Origin of the sequence: Pseudomonas aegrilactucae (assembly GCF_019168305.1) — a bacterium.
GTDB classification, from domain to species: domain Bacteria; phylum Pseudomonadota; class Gammaproteobacteria; order Pseudomonadales; family Pseudomonadaceae; genus Aquipseudomonas; species Aquipseudomonas aegrilactucae.
This window is the reverse complement of sequence record NZ_JAHTBI010000056.1, coordinates 39,811-57,070: the sequence shown is the minus strand read 5'-3', so window position 1 is coordinate 57,070 and position 17,260 is coordinate 39,811. Positions and strand designations below refer to the sequence as shown.

12 protein-coding genes, 1 other RNA gene and 2 pseudogenes are annotated in these 17,260 nt (G+C 62.6%); 9 read left to right on the top strand and 6 right to left on the bottom strand.

Going from position 1 to position 17,260, the window contains the following annotated elements:
- Positions 1 to 16: 16 nt before the first annotated feature.
- Together KUO17_RS16845 and KUO17_RS16840 are read right to left on the bottom strand one after the other, a co-directional pair.
- On the bottom strand, positions 17 to 328 hold the full coding sequence (locus KUO17_RS16845; protein WP_217976669.1) for an RnfH family protein: 312 nt from the start codon (positions 326 to 328) through the stop codon (positions 17 to 19).
- Positions 321 to 755, bottom strand: a complete 435-nt coding sequence (locus KUO17_RS16840; RefSeq protein ID WP_217976668.1) for a type II toxin-antitoxin system RatA family toxin — start codon at positions 753 to 755, stop codon at positions 321 to 323. The genes KUO17_RS16845 and KUO17_RS16840 overlap by 8 nt, the downstream gene beginning before the upstream one ends.
- A 171-nt stretch (positions 756 to 926) precedes the next feature.
- Here KUO17_RS16840 and smpB point away from each other — a divergent pair.
- A pseudogene (gene smpB / locus KUO17_RS16835) lies at positions 927 to 1,410 on the top strand (SsrA-binding protein SmpB).
- Between the two features lie 138 nt (positions 1,411 to 1,548).
- Here smpB and KUO17_RS16830 read toward each other — a convergent pair.
- Positions 1,549 to 2,317 (bottom strand): annotated as a pseudogene (locus KUO17_RS16830) (GntR family transcriptional regulator).
- Between the two features lie 252 nt (positions 2,318 to 2,569).
- Here KUO17_RS16830 and KUO17_RS16825 point away from each other — a divergent pair.
- The 8 genes from KUO17_RS16825 to KUO17_RS16790 all read left to right on the top strand — a co-directional run bounded on the left by KUO17_RS16825 (position 2,570) and on the right by KUO17_RS16790 (position 14,527).
- Positions 2,570 to 4,237, top strand: a complete 1,668-nt coding sequence (locus KUO17_RS16825; protein WP_217976667.1) for a lactate permease LctP family transporter — start codon at positions 2,570 to 2,572, stop codon at positions 4,235 to 4,237.
- Positions 4,238 to 4,306: 69 nt separating this feature from the next.
- Positions 4,307 to 5,452, top strand: a complete 1,146-nt coding sequence (lldD, locus tag KUO17_RS16820; RefSeq protein ID WP_217976666.1) for an FMN-dependent L-lactate dehydrogenase LldD — start codon at positions 4,307 to 4,309, stop codon at positions 5,450 to 5,452.
- A 77-nt stretch (positions 5,453 to 5,529) separates the two neighbouring features.
- On the top strand, positions 5,530 to 8,340 hold the full coding sequence (locus KUO17_RS16815; protein WP_217976665.1) for an FAD-binding and (Fe-S)-binding domain-containing protein: 2,811 nt from the start codon (positions 5,530 to 5,532) through the stop codon (positions 8,338 to 8,340).
- Positions 8,341 to 8,459: 119 nt separating this feature from the next.
- Positions 8,460 to 8,747, top strand: a complete 288-nt coding sequence (locus tag KUO17_RS16810) for a hypothetical protein (RefSeq protein ID WP_217976664.1) — start codon at positions 8,460 to 8,462, stop codon at positions 8,745 to 8,747.
- A 106-nt stretch (positions 8,748 to 8,853) separates the two neighbouring features.
- Positions 8,854 to 9,245, top strand: a transfer-messenger RNA (tmRNA) gene (ssrA, locus tag KUO17_RS16805).
- Positions 9,246 to 9,843: 598 nt separating this feature from the next.
- Positions 9,844 to 10,881 (top strand): ABC transporter substrate-binding protein, encoded by a 1,038-nt coding sequence (locus KUO17_RS16800; RefSeq protein WP_217976663.1) that lies wholly within the window; start codon positions 9,844 to 9,846, stop codon positions 10,879 to 10,881.
- Between the two features lie 211 nt (positions 10,882 to 11,092).
- Entirely contained in the window at positions 11,093 to 11,872 is a 780-nt protein-coding gene (locus KUO17_RS16795; protein WP_217976662.1) for a class I SAM-dependent methyltransferase, read from the top strand.
- A 366-nt stretch (positions 11,873 to 12,238) separates the two neighbouring features.
- Positions 12,239 to 14,527, top strand: coding sequence for an autotransporter family protein (locus KUO17_RS16790; protein ID WP_217976661.1), 2,289 nt, complete (start codon positions 12,239 to 12,241; stop codon positions 14,525 to 14,527).
- Between the two features lie 60 nt (positions 14,528 to 14,587).
- Here KUO17_RS16790 and KUO17_RS16785 read toward each other — a convergent pair whose 3' ends face one another.
- The 3 genes from KUO17_RS16785 to tesB form a co-directional block, all read right to left on the bottom strand.
- Entirely contained in the window at positions 14,588 to 15,598 is a 1,011-nt protein-coding gene (locus KUO17_RS16785; RefSeq protein WP_217976660.1) for a zinc-dependent alcohol dehydrogenase family protein, read from the bottom strand.
- A 136-nt stretch (positions 15,599 to 15,734) separates the two neighbouring features.
- Positions 15,735 to 16,328, bottom strand: coding sequence for an HAD family hydrolase (locus KUO17_RS16780; protein WP_217976659.1), 594 nt, complete (start codon positions 16,326 to 16,328; stop codon positions 15,735 to 15,737).
- Entirely contained in the window at positions 16,325 to 17,194 is an 870-nt protein-coding gene (gene tesB, locus KUO17_RS16775; RefSeq protein WP_217976658.1) for an acyl-CoA thioesterase II, read from the bottom strand. Before tesB ends, KUO17_RS16780 begins: the two co-directional genes overlap by 4 nt.
- Positions 17,195 to 17,260: the final 66 nt, after the last annotated feature.

Genomic DNA, 17,260 nt, shown 5'->3' with positions numbered 1-17,260 from the left:
TTTTTGTGCGCTGCGTTTACCGCTTGGCCTTCTTGAACACCCTGGCCACCTTGGCGGCCCGCTGCTTGCGCACTTCCTTGGGGTCGGCGAGCAATGGCCGGTACACCTCGACCCTGTCCCCGGCCGCTATCACACGCTCAGGCGCCACCACCTTGCCGAAGATACCCAGCGGGCAGTCTTGCACCGCCCCCTCAGGCAATCGCCCGGCAATCCCCGACAACTTCACCGCCTCGCCCACCGTCGTCCCTGCCGGCACTTCGAGCGCCAGCAACAGCTGCTGCTCGGCCGTGGCATAGACCACCTCGATGGGCAGCATCGGCTCAGCCATTGAGCTGCTTGGCCCGCTGGCAAAATGCATCGACCAGGGTATTGGCCGCCTGGTTGAAGATCGGCCCCAAGGTCGCCCGCACCAGTGGCCCGGCGTAGTCGAAGGACAGGTCCAGGCTGATCTTGCAGGCCTTTTCACCCAATGCCTTGAACGTCCATACGCCGTGCAACTGGTTGAACGGCCCCTCTTCCAGGTTCATTTCGATCGATTGCCCAGGCACCAGCACATTTCGCGTAACAAAACTCTGGCTCATCCCCCCCTTGGCCGCCTCGACCTTGGCCCGCATCAGCGTATCAGTCTCCTCCAGCACGGTGCTCGACGAGCACCAAGGCAAAAACTCGGGATAGCGCGCGACGTCATTGACCAGGTCATACAGCGCCTGAGCGGGGTACGGCAACAGCGCCGAACGTTGAATATGGGTAGTCATCCAGGCGTCACTTCCAAAGCTGAGCGGCAAACACGATCAGAATGCCGAGGAGCGCCACATGGCGCATCAAGAAGAAAAAACAGCAGGCATTGTCCGGGATTCACTCCAGCGGCTCAAGCGCACCGCTACCCCGTAGCCGACAACGCAACGACTGCCTATAATGCCGCCCCTATGGCTAAACAAAAGAAGCATCCGACAGGGACCATCGCGCAGAACAAAAAAGGCGCGTCACGATTACTTCATCGAGCACAAGTTCGAGGCCGGATTGGTCCTGTCCGGTTGGGAAGTAAAAAGTCTGCGTGCCGGCAAGGCGCATCTGGTGGACAGCTACGTGCTGCTCAAGGACGGTGAGGCATGGCTGATGGGCTGCCATATCACCCCCCTGGCCGCAGCCAGCACCCACGTGATCGCCGACCCGACCCGTACCCGTAAACTGCTGCTCAACCGCCGTGAGCTGGAGCGCCTGTATGTGGGCGTACAGCAGAAAGGCTATACCTGCGTGGCCTTGTCGATCTACTGGAGCAAGCACTTGATCAAGTGCGAGATTGCCCTGGGCAAAGGCAAGAAGGAATACGACAAGCGCGATACCCAGCGCGAGCGTGATTCGGACCGCGAATTACAGCGCGCCGTGCGCAGCAAGGGCCGCGACGAGTAATCGTTCACGGGCAACCTCGGGTCGCCCGCCCTGGCCTCTTTGCTGGTAAGCCATCTCCCACAGGGTTCTGCGGTGTGCAGGGAACCCTGTGGGAGCTGGCTTGCCAGCGAAGGAAGGCGCCAGCCTTCCAGCTTCGGGCTATCGCCCGTTGCGCCGCTCTGCCCGCGCCACCCGCTGCACTTCCTGGCGCACCTCTTCGAGCACCTCCTGCACATACAGAATGTGCCGGCTCGACACCTCGCGCGCATCCTGCGCACGCCCTTCGACAATCGCCAGGTACAGGTCGCGGTGCTGGGCAATCAGCATGTCGCGGGTTTCACTGCGCTGCTTGTACATGCCGCCGATGTTGGTCACCACGTTGCGCTTGAGCAGGTCGAACAAACCGCGAATGGTGTGCAGCAGCACCGCGTTATGGCTGGCCTCGGCAATGGCCAGGTGGAACGACGCATCCGCCGCGCCCTCCTCGGCCCGACTGACCTCGTCGACCCGCGTATAGCAATCCTGCAACGCATCGAACGCGGCCTTCAGCCGTGCCCGGTCCACCTCGGTGGCGCGCATCGCCGCATAGTAGGCGCACGACGCTTCCAGCGTGTGACGAAACTCCAACAGGTCGCGCTCGACTTCAGGGTTGTTCTCCAGCAGTTGCAGCAGCGGGTCGCTGAAGGTCGAGCCCATCGACTCGGCGACATAGTTGCCCCCCCCCCTGGCGGCTGACCAGCATGCCCTTGGCCACCAGTTTCTGGATCGCCTCGCGCAACGAGGGACGCGACACACCGAACTGCTCGGCCAATAACCGTTCGGCCGGCAACCGAGCACCAGCAGTCAGGGTGCCCTCAAGAATCATCCCCTCCAGGCGCTCGACAATATCGTCGGACAAACGGCGCTGGCGGACCTGGTTGAAAACCATCACATGCTCTCCACAATCCCGAGTACGTTCGGGGCTGTCTATTTTGGCCTATCCGCGCCCCCGCCACACCCATCAGTTGGTATTTTTCCCAGCCATTCAGCGCCCCTTTCCCACACCCTGCGACGAAAGTTTTAGCGAGGCAAATTGACACACCTGCCACGAGGCTTTTAACCTAGCGCCTCGACATTGTAAATTGGTATGACCAATTAACCAATGCACTGCATGACCAACAACAATTAGGGGCCACCCCATATGCAAACCTGGCAACAACTCTATAGTCCACTCGGCAGTCTGGGCCTGTCCGCCATGGCGGCAGTCATTCCCATCGTGTTCTTCTTCCTGGCGCTGGCCGTGTTTCGCCTCAAGGGGCATGTGGCGGGCAGCATCACCCTGGGGCTTTCGATCCTGGTGGCCATCTTCGCCTTCCAGATGCCGGCCGACATGGCATTTGCCGCTGCCGGTTACGGTTTTGCCTATGGCCTGTGGCCCATCGCCTGGATCATCGTAGCGGCGGTATTCCTGTACAAACTGACGGTCAAGAGCGGCCAGTTCGAAGTGATCCGCAGCTCGGTACTGTCGATCACCGACGACCAGCGCCTGCAGGTGCTGCTGATCGGCTTCTGCTTCGGCGCCTTCCTGGAAGGCGCGGCCGGTTTCGGCGCCCCCGTGGCAATCACCGCTGCACTGCTGGTAGGCCTGGGCTTCAACCCGCTGTACGCCGCCGGACTGTGCCTGATCGCCAACACTGCCCCGGTGGCCTTTGGCGCACTGGGCATCCCGATCATCGTGGCCGGCCAGGTCACCGGCATCGACGCGTTCAAGATCGGCGCCATGACCGGCCGTCAGTTGCCGCTGCTGTCGCTGTTCGTACCGTTCTGGCTGGTGTTCATGATGGACGGCCTGCGCGGCGTCAAAGAGACCTGGCCTGCGGCACTGGTGGCCGGCTTGAGCTTCGCCGTGACCCAGTACTTCACCTCCAACTTCATCGGCCCGGAGCTGCCGGACATCACTTCGGCCCTGGCCAGCCTGATTTCCCTGACCCTGTTCCTCAAGGTCTGGCAGCCCAAGCGTTCGATGACAATGGCCACTGCCAGCGTCGGCGCTGCGGTAGTCAATAGCAGTGGCAGCCAGCCTTCGCCGTACAGCTTCGGTGAAATCTTCAAGGCCTGGTCGCCGTTCCTGATCCTGACCGTGCTGGTCACCATCTGGACCCTCAAGCCGTTCAAGGCCGCCTTCGCCGCCGGCGGTTCGATGTACAGCTGGGTGTTCAACTTCGCCATCCCGCACCTGGACCAACTGGTGATCAAGACTGCACCGATCGTCGCCAACGCGACCGCCATGCCTGCCGTGTTCAAGCTCGACCCGATCTCGGCCACCGGTACTGCGATCTTCTTCTCTGCACTGATCTCCATGCTGGTGCTCAAGATCAACCTGAAGACCGGCTTGACCACACTAAAGGAAACCTTCGTCGAGCTGCGCTGGCCGATCCTGTCGATCGGCATGGTGCTGGCGTTCGCCTTCGTCACCAACTACTCGGGCATGTCCTCGACCATGGCCCTGGTACTGGCCGGCACCGGCGCTGCGTTCCCGTTCTTCTCGCCGTTCCTGGGCTGGCTGGGCGTGTTCCTGACCGGCTCCGATACCTCGTCCAACGCGCTGTTCAGCTCGCTGCAGGCCACCACCGCCCACCAGATCGGGGTCAACGACACCCTGCTGGTAGCCGCCAACACCAGCGGCGGCGTGACCGGCAAGATGATCTCGCCACAATCGATCGCCGTGGCCTGTGCGGCCACCGGGCTGGTCGGCAAGGAATCGGACCTGTTCCGCTTCACCCTCAAGCACAGCCTGTTCTTCGCCACCATCGTCGGCCTGATCACGCTGGTCCAGGCCTATTGGCTGACCGGCATGCTGGTTCACTAAAGTGACAGAGGCCGGGTGTGTTTCGACGCCCCCGGCCACCGCCTCTTTCAACCAACGCTGCGAGATCACATGATCATTTCTGCCTCTACCGACTATCGCGCCGCGGCCCAACGCAAGCTGCCGCCCTTCCTGTTCCACTATGCCGACGGCGGTGCCTACGCCGAATACACGCTGCGCCATAACGTCGAAGACCTGGCCAGCATCGCGCTGCGCCAGCGCGTGCTGAAGAACATGTCCGAGCTGAGCCTCGAGACCCAGCTGTTCAACGAAACCCTGAGCATGCCGATCGCCCTGGCGCCCGTCGGCCTGACCGGCATGTATGCCCGTCGCGGTGAAGTGCAGGCGGCTCGCGCCGCGGCCGCCAAAGGCATTCCGTTCACGCTGTCGACGGTCTCGGTATGCCCGATCGAAGAAGTCGCCCCGGCCATCGACCGGCCGATGTGGTTCCAGCTCTATGTGCTCAAGGACCGCGGCTTCATGCGCAATGCGCTGGAGCGGGCCAAGGCCGCCGGCGTCACCACCCTGGTGTTCACCGTGGACATGCCCGTGCCGGGCGCGCGCTACCGTGACGCACATTCGGGCATGAGCGGCCCGAACGCGCCGCTGCGCCGCATGTGGCAGGCCATGACACACCCGCAGTGGGCGTGGGACGTGGGCCTGCTGGGCAAGCCGCACGACCTGGGCAACATTTCCCAGTACCGTGGCAGCCCGACTGGCCTGGCCGACTACATCGGCTGGCTGGGCGCCAACTTCGACCCCTCGATTTCCTGGAAGGACCTGGAGTGGATCCGCGAGTTCTGGGATGGCCCGATGGTCATCAAGGGCATCCTCGACCCGCAGGATGCCAGGGACGCCGTGAAGTTCGGCGCCGATGGCATCGTGGTGTCCAACCACGGCGGCCGCCAGCTCGATGGTGTGCTGTCCAGCGCCCGCGCACTTCCGGCCATCGCCGATGCGGTCAAGGGTGACCTTAAGATCCTCGCCGACTCCGGCATCCGCAGCGGCCTGGACGTGGTGCGCATGATCGCCCTGGGCGCCGACACCGTACTGATCGGCCGGGCGTTCCTCTACGCCCTGGCCACCGCAGGCGAAGCCGGCGTGAAGAACCTGCTGGAGTTGTTCGAAAAAGAAATGCGCGTGGCCATGGTGCTGACCGGCGCCAAGTCCATCAGCGAGATCACCCGCGACTCGCTGGTACGCGAACTGGGCGCCTGACAGCCCGCCCCTCCATCACCGCCTGATTGACCGGGGCACGCGGCGCACCAGACGCCACGGCCCCGCGAGGAGATTGCATGAGCCTGCCCACCGCGTTCCTCGACTCGGTGCAACACCTGATACCCCGCGAGCGCCGCTTCGACGACCCGACCTCGACCCTGGCCTTCGGCACCGATGCCAGCTTCTATCGGCTGATCCCCAAGCTGGTGGTGCGGGTCGAAAGCGAGGACGAAGTGGTGGGCCTGCTGCAACTGGCCCAGCGCGACCGCGTGCCGGTCACCTTCCGCGCCGCCGGCACCAGCCTGTCGGGCCAGGCCATCAGCGACTCGGTGCTGATCGTGCTGGGCGACAACTGGAATGGCCGGGAAATTCGTGATCAGGGCCAGCAGATCCGCCTGCAGCCCGGCGTGATCGGCGCGCAGGCCAACGCCTGGCTGGCACCGTTCGGGCGCAAGATCGGCCCGGACCCGGCCTCGATCAACGCCTGCAAGATCGGCGGCATCGTCGCCAACAACGCCAGCGGCATGTGCTGCGGTACTGCGCAGAATACCTACCACACCCTCGCCGGCCTGCGCCTGGTGCTGGCCGACGGCACGCGCCTGGACAGCGAAGACCCGGCCAGTGTCGCGGCCTTCGAACACAGCCACGCCGACCTGCTCCAGTCTCTGGCGCAACTGGGCCGCGAGACCCGCGCCAACACCGAACTGGCCGCGAAGATCCGCCACAAGTACCGGCTCAAGAACACCACCGGCCTGTCGCTCAATGCGCTGGTCGACTACGACCGGCCGCTGGACATCCTCAACCACCTGCTGGTCGGCTCCGAGGGCACCCTGGGGTTCATCAGCGCGGTCACCTACGACACCGTGATCGATCACCCGAACAAGGCCTCGGCACTCATCGTGTTTCCCGACGTGGAAACCTGCTGCACCGCCGTGACCGTACTCAAGCGCCAACCAGTATCGGCGGTGGAACTGCTCGACCGACGCAGCCTGCGCTCGGTGCAGGACAAGCCCGGCATGCCGGCCTTCGTCCAGCAGTTGTCCGAGGGTGCCTGCGCGCTGCTGATCGAATCGCGCGCTGCGACCCAGGCCTTGCTGCATGAACAGCTGGACCTGATCATGGCCTCGCTGGCCGGGTTCCCGGTCGAAAAGCAGGTCGACTTCACCGAGGATGCAAAGGAAAACGCCAAGCTCTGGGCCATCCGCAAAGACACCTTCCCTGCGGTCGGCGCCGTGCGCAAGACCGGCACCACAGTGATCATCGAAGACGTGACCTTCCCGGTCGAGCAATTGGCCATTGGCGTCAACCGTCTGATCGAGCTGTTCGACAAGCACCATTATGACGAAGCGATCCTGTTCGGCCATGCGCTGGAGGGCAACCTGCACTTCGTGTTCACCCAGGGCTTCAGCAGCCCTGAGCAAGTGACGCGCTACCAGGCCTTCATGGACGACGTCGCGCAACTGGTGGCGGTCGAGTTCGGTGGCTCGCTCAAGGCCGAACACGGCACCGGGCGCAACATGGCACCGTTCGTCGAACTGGAATGGGGCCAGGATGCCTATCAGTTGATGTGGAAGCTCAAGCGCCTGCTCGACCCCAACGGCATCCTCAACCCGGACGTGGTGCTCAGCGAAGACCCGCAGATCCACCTCAAGCACCTCAAGCCGCTACCGGCCGCCGACGAGATCGTCGACAAGTGCATCGAGTGCGGCTTCTGCGAGCCGGTGTGCCCGTCCAAAGGGCTGACCCTGAGCCCGCGCCAGCGCATCGTGATGTGGCGCGACATCCAGGCGAAGAAGCGTGCCGGTGTCGACACCCGCGAACTCGAGCGCGACTACCAGTACCAGGGCATCGACACCTGCGCGGCCACCGGCTTGTGCGCACAACGCTGCCCGGTAGGCATCAATACCGGCGAGCTGGTGAAAAAGCTGCGTGGCCAGGCCGCCCACCATGTAAAGACTGCAGACTGGCTGGCGGACAATTTCCATACTGCCCTGAGTGGTGCACGGCTCACCTTGCGCATCGCCAACGGTGCCCGCCGCCTGCTGGGCGCACCGCGCCTGGGGCACATCAGCCGCACACTGAGCAAGGCCAGCAACGGGCGCCTGCCACAGTGGACAGCGGCCATGCCGCAACCGCTGCAGGCGGTGCAGTTCAGCCCGGCGAGCAACGACGCGCGGCCTCGCGTGGTGTACCTGGCCGCATGCGTATCGCGGGTCATGGGGCCGGCTGCCGGCGACAGCGAGCAGACCTCATTGCTCGACAAGACCCGTGGCCTGCTGGAAAAGGCCGGTTACCAGGTGGTGTTTCCAGAGAACCAGGACAGCCTGTGCTGCGGCCAGCCGTTCGCCTCCAAAGGCTATGCCGAGCAGGCCGAACACAAGCGCCAGGAACTGATCGGCGCGTTACTGCATGCCAGCCGTGGCGGCCTGGACCCGATCTACTGCGACACCAGCCCGTGCACCCTGCGCCTGGTGCAAGACCTCAAGGACCCGCGCCTGGACCTGTACGACCCGGTGCGCTTCATCCGCACGCACCTGGTGGACAAGCTGGAATTCACGCCGCAGGACGCACCGATCGCGGTGCATGTGACCTGCAGCACCCAGCACCTGGGCGAGAGCCAGGCCCTGATCGACCTGGCACGGCGTTGCAGCAAGGCGGTGGTGATTCCCGAAGGCATTCATTGCTGCGGGTTTGCCGGCGACAAGGGCTTCACCACCCCGGAACTCAACGCGCACTCGCTGCGCAGCCTCAAGGACGCGGTGCAGTATTGCAGCGAAGGGATTTCCACGAGCCGCACCTGCGAGATCGGCTTGAGCCAGCACGGCGGGATCGACTATCACGGCCTGGTGTATCTGGTAGATCGGGTGACCCGGGCCAGGGTGCTCTGAATACACCTCGCCGGCCCTGCTGGCGAGGCACTGCATCATCCGTGTGAACCCCTGGCATTGGGCACAGTCCATGAAAATAGGCCCCTTATCCTGAGGCCTTCCCAGCCAAGGAGACTCACATGAAGCGTACTGCGATTACCGGCCTGTTCCTGAGTGCCGCACTGCTTGCCTCGCCTGTGTTTGCGGCAGACGACCTGTGTGCGACCAACCTGCAGAAGATTGACGACAACATGGCGACGGCGGGGGCAACCTCCCAGGACACCCAGAACAGCCTCAAGAACGATGTGGATGATGCCAAGGCGGCTCAGGCTGCAGGCAACACCAAGGACTGCATCGAGATCACCGGCAGAATTCTGCAGGATCAGGATAAAGCCACCAAGGGCGACAGTGGTTCCAGCGGTTCGTAGCCTGCGGGGTCGGGCGACCGGACCGGACAGTCGACGTCGCCCGACCGATGGCGTATACTCCGTCTTACGCACCCGAAACGGTGCTAGCGCTAGAGCAGTAAAAAATGGGGCCGATTAGGATTCGACGCCGGTGATGAAACTCTAGGTGCATGCCGAGTTGGTAACAGAACTCGTAAATCCACTGTTGCAACTTTCTATAGTTGCCAATGACGAAAACTACGAGGGTTACGCTCTCGCTGCGTAAGCAGCCGAGCCCGCTCTCCTGGTAGCTTCGGCTCCAGCAATCACTAGGGGATGCCTGTAAACCCGAAGTGATTGTCATACAGAACAGGATCGCCGTGCAGTACGTTGTGGACGAATCGGCTAAAACTTACACAACTCGTCCAAAGCACCCTGCCCGTCGGGCGGCTGCGGATTAACTCAATAGACACGGCTAAGCATGTAGTACCGACAGCGGAGTACTGGCGGACGGGGGTTCAAATCCCCCCGGTTCCACCAAATCCACAAAAAAAAGACGTCCTCGGACGTCTTTTTTTGTGCCTGCGACCCAGTAAATACGTGGCCTCCAGTGCTTTTACGGTCCTTTTAGAGTTTTTGAGTTCCAGCCATTCGGGTATTCCAGACGGTATTCCAGTCCATCCGGGGGCTAATCTTTGGAATACCGAATCAGTGCCTGAGAAAAATCGATCCCGTAAAAGGCTGTCTTGCTCTTGAATGGTGGAGGCGCCTGAGTGTGCCCGTGTTCCAGGCAATCCACCCAGCGCAGCACCCATACCCGCTGAAGCCGAGCCAACGGCAGCTCAACCTGAACCCAGAGGCGTCACCCGCCCACCCTCCCTTGCATAGTTTAGTAAACCCCGACCCAAGAATCGGAAAAGTCAGCTTTTACCCTCCTTACCCCCATGAAACCTTACAGGGCACTAAAAAGGACCACAGGCATACAAACTACGTTTCGTTGCGAGCCCTGCTGATGGCCCGTGCGGCTTGCTCTGCGGCGTAGGGAACGAGAACCGGATGTCTCTCGTCTGGGAGGACCGATTGATCCCGGTGTCTCGAGTGATGTGCAATCACCCTTGAACAGTAGGAGATAACAATAATGATCAAAGCTCTGAAATTCGCAGCACTCGCAACGGGGATACTCACTGCCAGTCACGGCCTCGCGGCCGATCTCACCATCGTCTCTTTCGGTGGCGCCAACAAGGAGGCCCAGGTAAAGGCCTTCTACAAGCCCTGGCAGCAAGCCCGGGGCAGCACGATCATTTCCGGCGAGTACAACGGCGAAATGGCCAAGGTCAAAGCCATGGTCGACACCCGCAGCGTCTCCTGGGATGCCGTGGAGGTGGAGTCCGCCGAGCTCGCCCGGGGCTGCGAAGAGGGTATGTTCGAGACGCTGGACCCCGCTCAGATCGGCCTCGACACCACGCATTTCGTTCCCGGTGCCATTCAACCCTGCGGCATCGGTTTCCTCGTCTACTCAACGGTACTGGCCTACAACACCAGCAAGTTGAAGCAAGCCCCCACCGGCTGGAAGGATTTCTGGGATGTGGAGAAATTCCCGGGCAAGCGCGGCTTGCGCAAGCTGGCGAAATCAACCCTGGAGTTCGCCCTGATCGCCGATGGGGTAGCGCACGCAGACGTCTACGCGCTACTGGCCACCAAAGCCGGGCAAGACCGCGCGTTCGCCAAGCTGGATGAGATCAAACCGCACATCCAGTGGTGGGAGGCCGGCGCCCAGCCACCTCAGTACCTTGCGGCGGGGGACGTGGTGATGAGCTCGGTCTATAACGGCCGTCTCTCGGCCCAGCAGAAGAAGAAGTATAACCTGGACATCGTCTGGTCCGGCGGCCTCTACGAATTCGACTCGTGGGCTATCCCGCGAGGCGCTTCACGGCAAGAGAAGACCCGCGAGTTCATTGCCTTCACGCTCGACCCCACGCAGCAGAAAAACTTCGCCGAGCATATCGACTACGGCGCCGCCAACCTGCAGGCCATGCAGTTGCTCGACACAGCCCGCATCGCCGAACTGCCCACCGCGCCAGCGAACCTCGCCCAGCAGGTGCCGGTAGACCCCCTGTTCTGGGCAGACCATGGCGAGCAACTGGAGCAACGCTTCAACGCCTGGGCCTCGCGCTAACCACCTGAGCGGCCGGGCATGGGGGGCTCCCCCCTCCTCGCCTTCAGCCAGATAGATATGCCCGATGGCGAACTCCAGCCCTGGGTGGCTTGAACGATCGATCGTGGCGCGCTGAACCGGCGCGCCCACAAATTGATTGAACCTGCCCTCTCGAAATCGAACTTCAGGCCGATACACTTGGCAATCGAACAAGCAGCAGAGCAGGTCCCCGATGAAAGTCTGCACTACCTACCGTGAAACCTTCTATCACGTACTCAATGCCGTATTCACCGCCTATGGCAAGCAGCCGGTGGTGGCAGAACTGGGCGTGCTGCGCGGCGAAAACGCCATGAAGCTCTACCAGGCCCTTACCCCGGAAAAGATGGTGCTGATCGACAGCTGGAACCCTGCCTCCAATGACGACTACAGCCCGTTCGACCAGTTGCCACCCTGGGTCGAGCCACCAGAGAAATACGCTTACTACTACGGCGGCCCGATGTATGAGCAGGCGACCTTCGACAAGCTCTACCAGGAATGCCTGGACCGCTTCGCCGACAAGGACAACGTCACCGTGATCCGCGCCGACACCATCAGCGCCATCGACGCGATCAAGCCCCGTACCGGCATCGATACCTTCGATGTCGTCTATATCGATGCCAGCCACCAGTACGAATTCATCCTGCGCGACTTGATGTACTACCAGGAACTGGTCGGCCCGGACGGCTTCATCCTGCTCAACGACTGCTGCCACAGCGTCAACGGCACCAAGCAGAACCTGGGGGTGCTCGAGGCGTTGAGCAGCTTCATGAAACGCTCGGACTTCATTCCCCTGGCAATGACCAATACCGACTGGTCGGACGTGATCCTGGTGCGCAAGAACTCGATCATGGTGCAAATGGTGGATATCGCACTGACCAACTCCGACATCCCATTCGTGGAAATTCCGCACCAGCTGATCTCGGCCGCAAAAGTCGTCTATGGTCAGCAGCGCATCAACATCAGCTTCGCCTGACCCATAACCTGCGCATGAACCGGCCATGAATGCCCTGATCACCGTCGTGGTGCTCGGGGCAGCCCTGGCCGGCCTCGTTCAGGCCAAAAGCCACCAACCGTGAAGAAAAAGCCACACCAAGGGACCGCACCCTTTTGGCAAAATTCCATCGAATTTCAGCTTATTTTGCTCAAACTTCGCCTAATTCACATTTTTATGATTTTTAGTCGTTTCCAGACCTTTCCGTGTGAATTGTCCTACAACCTTCCTGTACAGTCGCCGCGCTTGATTCTGTTTTTTTACTGACAAGCCGGCAGGGACGCTCGAAACAGACGCCGATGCGCCCGTTACTCCCCGTCGGTTTCCGAGCTTGGAAGGGATAACGCCTTGACTATTTCACACCTGCGCCGCTCGCTGCTGGCGCTGTCCGTTGCCGCCGCTACCACCGCCCATGCCGCCCCCGCGCCTGACCTGAATCACGACCTGAGCACGGGCGCCTACAGCAACCTCGGTGGTGTCTTCAACAGCGCTACCTTCAGCGGAACGTCGCAGCAAACAGGTGTAACAATGGACCGCGCGACCGTTGCGGGCGACTTCACCAACAAAGGCGCAATCAACCTGGGCGCGGCGAACGCCAACGACATCCCATCGGGCATCACTCTCAGCCTCGACAACAAGATCGGTGGCAGCCTGATCAACCAGGGCGACATCACCGTGACCGGCAACGGTGCAATGGGGCTTGATGTGTACCAGACGACCATCGCCGGCGATGTGACCAACAGCGGGAACATCGCCGTGTCCGGCAAAAATGCCAACGGCATGATGATCACCTCCACTCAGGCGAGCATCAACAACAGCGGGACCATCATCGCGCAGGGCGTCGACTCGGCCGGTATCGAAATCGAAAACGCTACGTTCACCAGCGCCACCACACCGCCCTACAAAAGCAGCATCAACAACAGCGGCACCCTTTCTGCGGATGGCATCGGCATCCATCTGGTCAACCTGAAGGACAACAGCCAGTTCTCGGTCACCCAGACCGCCGGCCTGCTGGAAGGCGGTATTGCCGCCATCAAGGCCGACAGCACACGCAACCAGTCCTTCTTCTACTGGAAGGGCGGCGATGTCAAAGGCGACCTGCTGGGCCTGACCGGCGTACTGGTACAGGGTGACGTGGCCTTCGACGGCTCGACCATCCGTGCCGATTACGTGGATGTCGGTGATGCCCGCCTGACCCTGCTGCGCCCGCAAACCACCATCATCGGTGACCTCGACCTGGACAACAGCACCTCGCGCCTGCGCCTGCTGCTGGACAACGACACCAAGCCCAACGCACCGATCCTGAAAGTCACCGGCAATACCTACTTCGCCAAAGGCAGCCAGATCGAATTGCAGGCGCGCTCCGACGACTTCCGCACGTCGGCACAAGGCACCCGCTACACCCTGCTCAATTCCGGCACCTGGGAAGAGGCGCAGAACCTCTCGGTGGTCTCGTCCTCCGCGCTGCTTGAAGTGAAGAACTTCGGCATCCAAGGCCAGGATGTGAAGGCGCTGGTTTCTACCCGCAGCGATGATGTGATTGCACAGAACCTGCTCGGCGCCAACGCGTCGCGCAATGCGGTCAATGCCATTCAGCCGTTCAAGAACAGCGTCATGGGCCAACTGGGCGAGAGCGACCCGGTGTTCCAGGCCTTCGCCAATGCCAGCAGCGACGCAGAGCTGGCCAAGCTTGCCGAAACCCTGACTCCGGACGTCAGCCGCGGCGCGATCAATGCAGCCACCAGCAGCCAGACACTGGTAGGCAACGCCGTCACCCGCCGTTCCAGCAATGCGCGTAACGGCCTGTCGTCCGGCGAAGGCCTGGCCGATACCGGCGTGTGGCTGCAAGCGCTGTCCAGCGATGCCGACCAGGATCGCCGCAACGGCATCGACGGTTACGATGCCAACACCAACGGCATCGCCGTGGGTGCCGATGGCAAGCTCGATGCCAACACCACGGTGGGCCTGGCATACAGCAACCTGACCAGCGACGTCAAAACCGACCGCGGCAACAAGACCGATGTCAGCGGCCACGCGTTGACCCTGTATGGCAACTGGACCCACGACAACTTCTTCGTCGATACCTCGCTGATGTATGGCTGGAACGACAACGAGTCCAAGCGCTACATCGCCGGTAGCCGCGCCAAGGCCGACTACGACAGCGAGATCTTCGGGGTCAACGCGCTGGCCGGTTATACCTTCCAGCTCGACCGCCAAGTGGTACTCGAACCACAGATCGGCGCGCGCTACGCCAACGTCTCGATCGACTCGTACCGTGAAAAAGGCAGCTCGGCGGCCCTCAATGTCGGCAGCCAGCGCTATGAGATCGGCGAGATGGGCCTGGGTGCACGCCTGGCGGGCGCATTCGACGTCGGCGTAGGTAGCCTGGAGCCGGAAGCCAAGCTGATGGCCTGGCACGACTTCATCGGCGACAAGGCCGGTACCACCTCCACCTTCGTGCTTGGCGGTACCCCGTTCACCACCAAAGGCGCAACACCGGCGCGTGACAGCTACGAGCTGGGCCTGGGCGCGACCTACCGCGTAGGTGCCTGGAGCGTGGGCGGTTCGTACAACTACCTGACCAGCAGCGGCTTCGACGCGGATACGTTCACCGCAAACGTGCGCTACGACTTCTGATCGCAACTGCCACACACAACAAAGCCCGCCAGAAGCGGGCTTTGTTGTGTGTGGTGTACCTCAGATATCCAGCACGATCTTGCCGAAATGCTGATTGGTCTCCTGATAGCGGAACGCCTCGGCGATCTGCTCCAGGCCAAAGTGCTTGTCGATCACCGGGCGCAGCCCATTGGCATCGATGGCGCGCACCAGTGCCTGCTGCTGGGCGCGGCTGCCCACCAGTACCCCTTGCAGACGCAACTGACGCACCAGCGCCTGCACCAGCGGCAGCTCCCCTGCTACGCCGGTCAGAATGCCGATCAGCGAAATGTGCCCGCCGATACGCGCCGCGATCATCGATTGCTCCAGCGTGGCCGGGCCACCCACTTCGATCACGTGGTCCACCCCGCGATTGCCGGTCAGGGCACGTACCTTCTCGCCCCAGGCGGGGGTGGTGCGGTAGTTGATCAGGTGGTCGGCACCCAGCGCCTTGAGGCGCTCGAGCTTGGCATCGCTGGACGACGTGGCAATCACCGTGGCGCCTGCCAGCTTGGCCAATTGCAGGGCAAAGATCGACACCCCGCCCGTGCCCTGCACCAATACCGTATCGCCCGGTTTGAGCGCGTCGTCGGCCATCAATGCGCGCCAGGCGGTAACGCCTGCGGTGGTCAGGGTGGCCGCTTCTGCGTGGCTCCACCCCTTGGGGGCATGGGTAAACGAAGTAGCGCGGGCGGTCACCTGCTCGCGGGCATAGCCGTCGACGCCATCACCCGGCACGGTGGCAAAGCCTTCGATCAGCGGCTCGCCATCCAGCCAGTCCGGGAAGAAGGTACTGACCACCGCATCACCCACGGCGAACTCGGTCACCCCGGCGCCCACTGCCACCACCTCACCGGCGCCATCGGCCATCGGGATGCGCGGCACCGCCGGCCCCCACATGCCACTGACCACAGCAAAGTCATGGTAGTTGAGCGAGCTGGCGCGCACGCGCACCGTGATCTGGCCCGCCTGTGGCGCCGCCGCTTCGCACGTGCCCACCAGCACCTTGTCGTAACCACCGCCGGGTTGAACGTAAATGGCCTTGTGGCTCATGGGACGCGCCTCGCTCATGCAAATGAAGGGTCGACCAGTCTTTGCCTACGCCCGCCACAGGTCAAGCACCAGCACGTGCACAATCCGCCAGCAAACCACGATGACGGCCATTTAGCCCGATCAGGGCGCCACGGCTTCAGCGCTCCAACATCGCCTGCAATACGCCACAATCCGCCGCATGCCAATCCACCAACTGCGGCCACGGGTTATCGGGCAGGTTCACCAGCACCGTACGCGCACCCGCCGCACGGCCGCAGTCCAGGTCGAAGCGATAATCGCCGACCATTACCATCTCGGCCGGTGCCACGTCCCACGCCTGGGCCAGGTGCAGCAACCCACCCGGGTGCGGCTTGGGCGGCGCCTCGTCACGGCCGATGATGTCCTGTACCGGGAAGCAGTCCGCCAGCCCGATGGCTTCCAGCGTCACATGCGCCAGCTCGCGCGCATTGCGCGTGAGGATGCCCAGCCGGCAACCCCGCGCGGCCAGTTCCCGCACCAGCGCCACCGCGCCCGGCGCCGCTTGCGAAGCCACTGCCAGCTCGCGTTCGTGCGCCAGCAGCCAGGTATGCTTGGCCGCAGCCTCTGCCGCCGGCAACGCCGCCAGGTGGGTGAGGATGTCGTCCTGTGCAGGGATGTCCAGCGCAACGCGAATCGCCGCGAAATCATGCACGGCCACTGTCAGCGTACCGTCCATGTCGAACACCCAGTGACGGATCTGCTGCAGGCTCATGCCCAGTCCTTGCGCTGACGGATCAGCCCTTCCTGGCACGACGAGGCCACCAGTTGCCCGGCACGGTTGAAAATGCTGCCGCGCGAGAACCCGCGCGCATTGCCCGCCCATGGGCTGTCCATGGCGTACAGCAGCCAGTCGTCGGCGCGCAGGTTGCCGTGGAACCACAGGGCATGGTCCAGGCTGGCCAGCTGCATGTCGCGGTGCCACACCGACTTGCCATGGGGCATCAGCGCGGTGGTCAGCAGGCCAAAGTCCGAGGCGTAGGCCAGCATGTACTTGTGCAGCGCCTGGGAGTCGGGCAGGTTGCCGTCGGCGCGAAACCACACGTACTTCACCGGATCGCCCGGCTTGGGGTTGAACGGGTCTTTCTCGGTCACCGGGCGCACTTCGATCGGCTTGGCGCACAGCAGCTTGTCACGGATGTGCTCGGGCAACTGGTCGGCCATGCGCTGGGCCAGTTCCACCTCCGACGGCAGGTTGTCGGGGCCGACCACCTGCGGCATCTGGCCCTGGTGCTCGAAGCCCTCTTCGTCGTACTGGAACGACGCGCTGCAGGTGAAGATCGGCTGACCCTTCTGGATCGCCGTCACCCGCCGGGTGCTGAAACTGCCGCCATCGCGCACGCGGTCCACCGAATACACCACCGGCATCGACGCGTCGCCCGGGCGCAGGAAGTAGCCGTGCAGCGAATGCACATGACGCGCCTCTTCTACCGTCTGGCTGGCCGCCGACAGCGACTGGCCCAATACCTGACCGCCATACAGCTGGCGAAAGCCCAGGTCCTGGCTACGTCCGCGAAAGAGGTTTTCCTCGATCGCTTCCAGACTCAACAGGTCGACCAGGTCGTCCAACACGTGGCTCATTCGAGATTCTCCAAAGCAAGGCCCAGGGCGCAAATAATACAGGGTTTGCCATTGGCGGCCTGTATG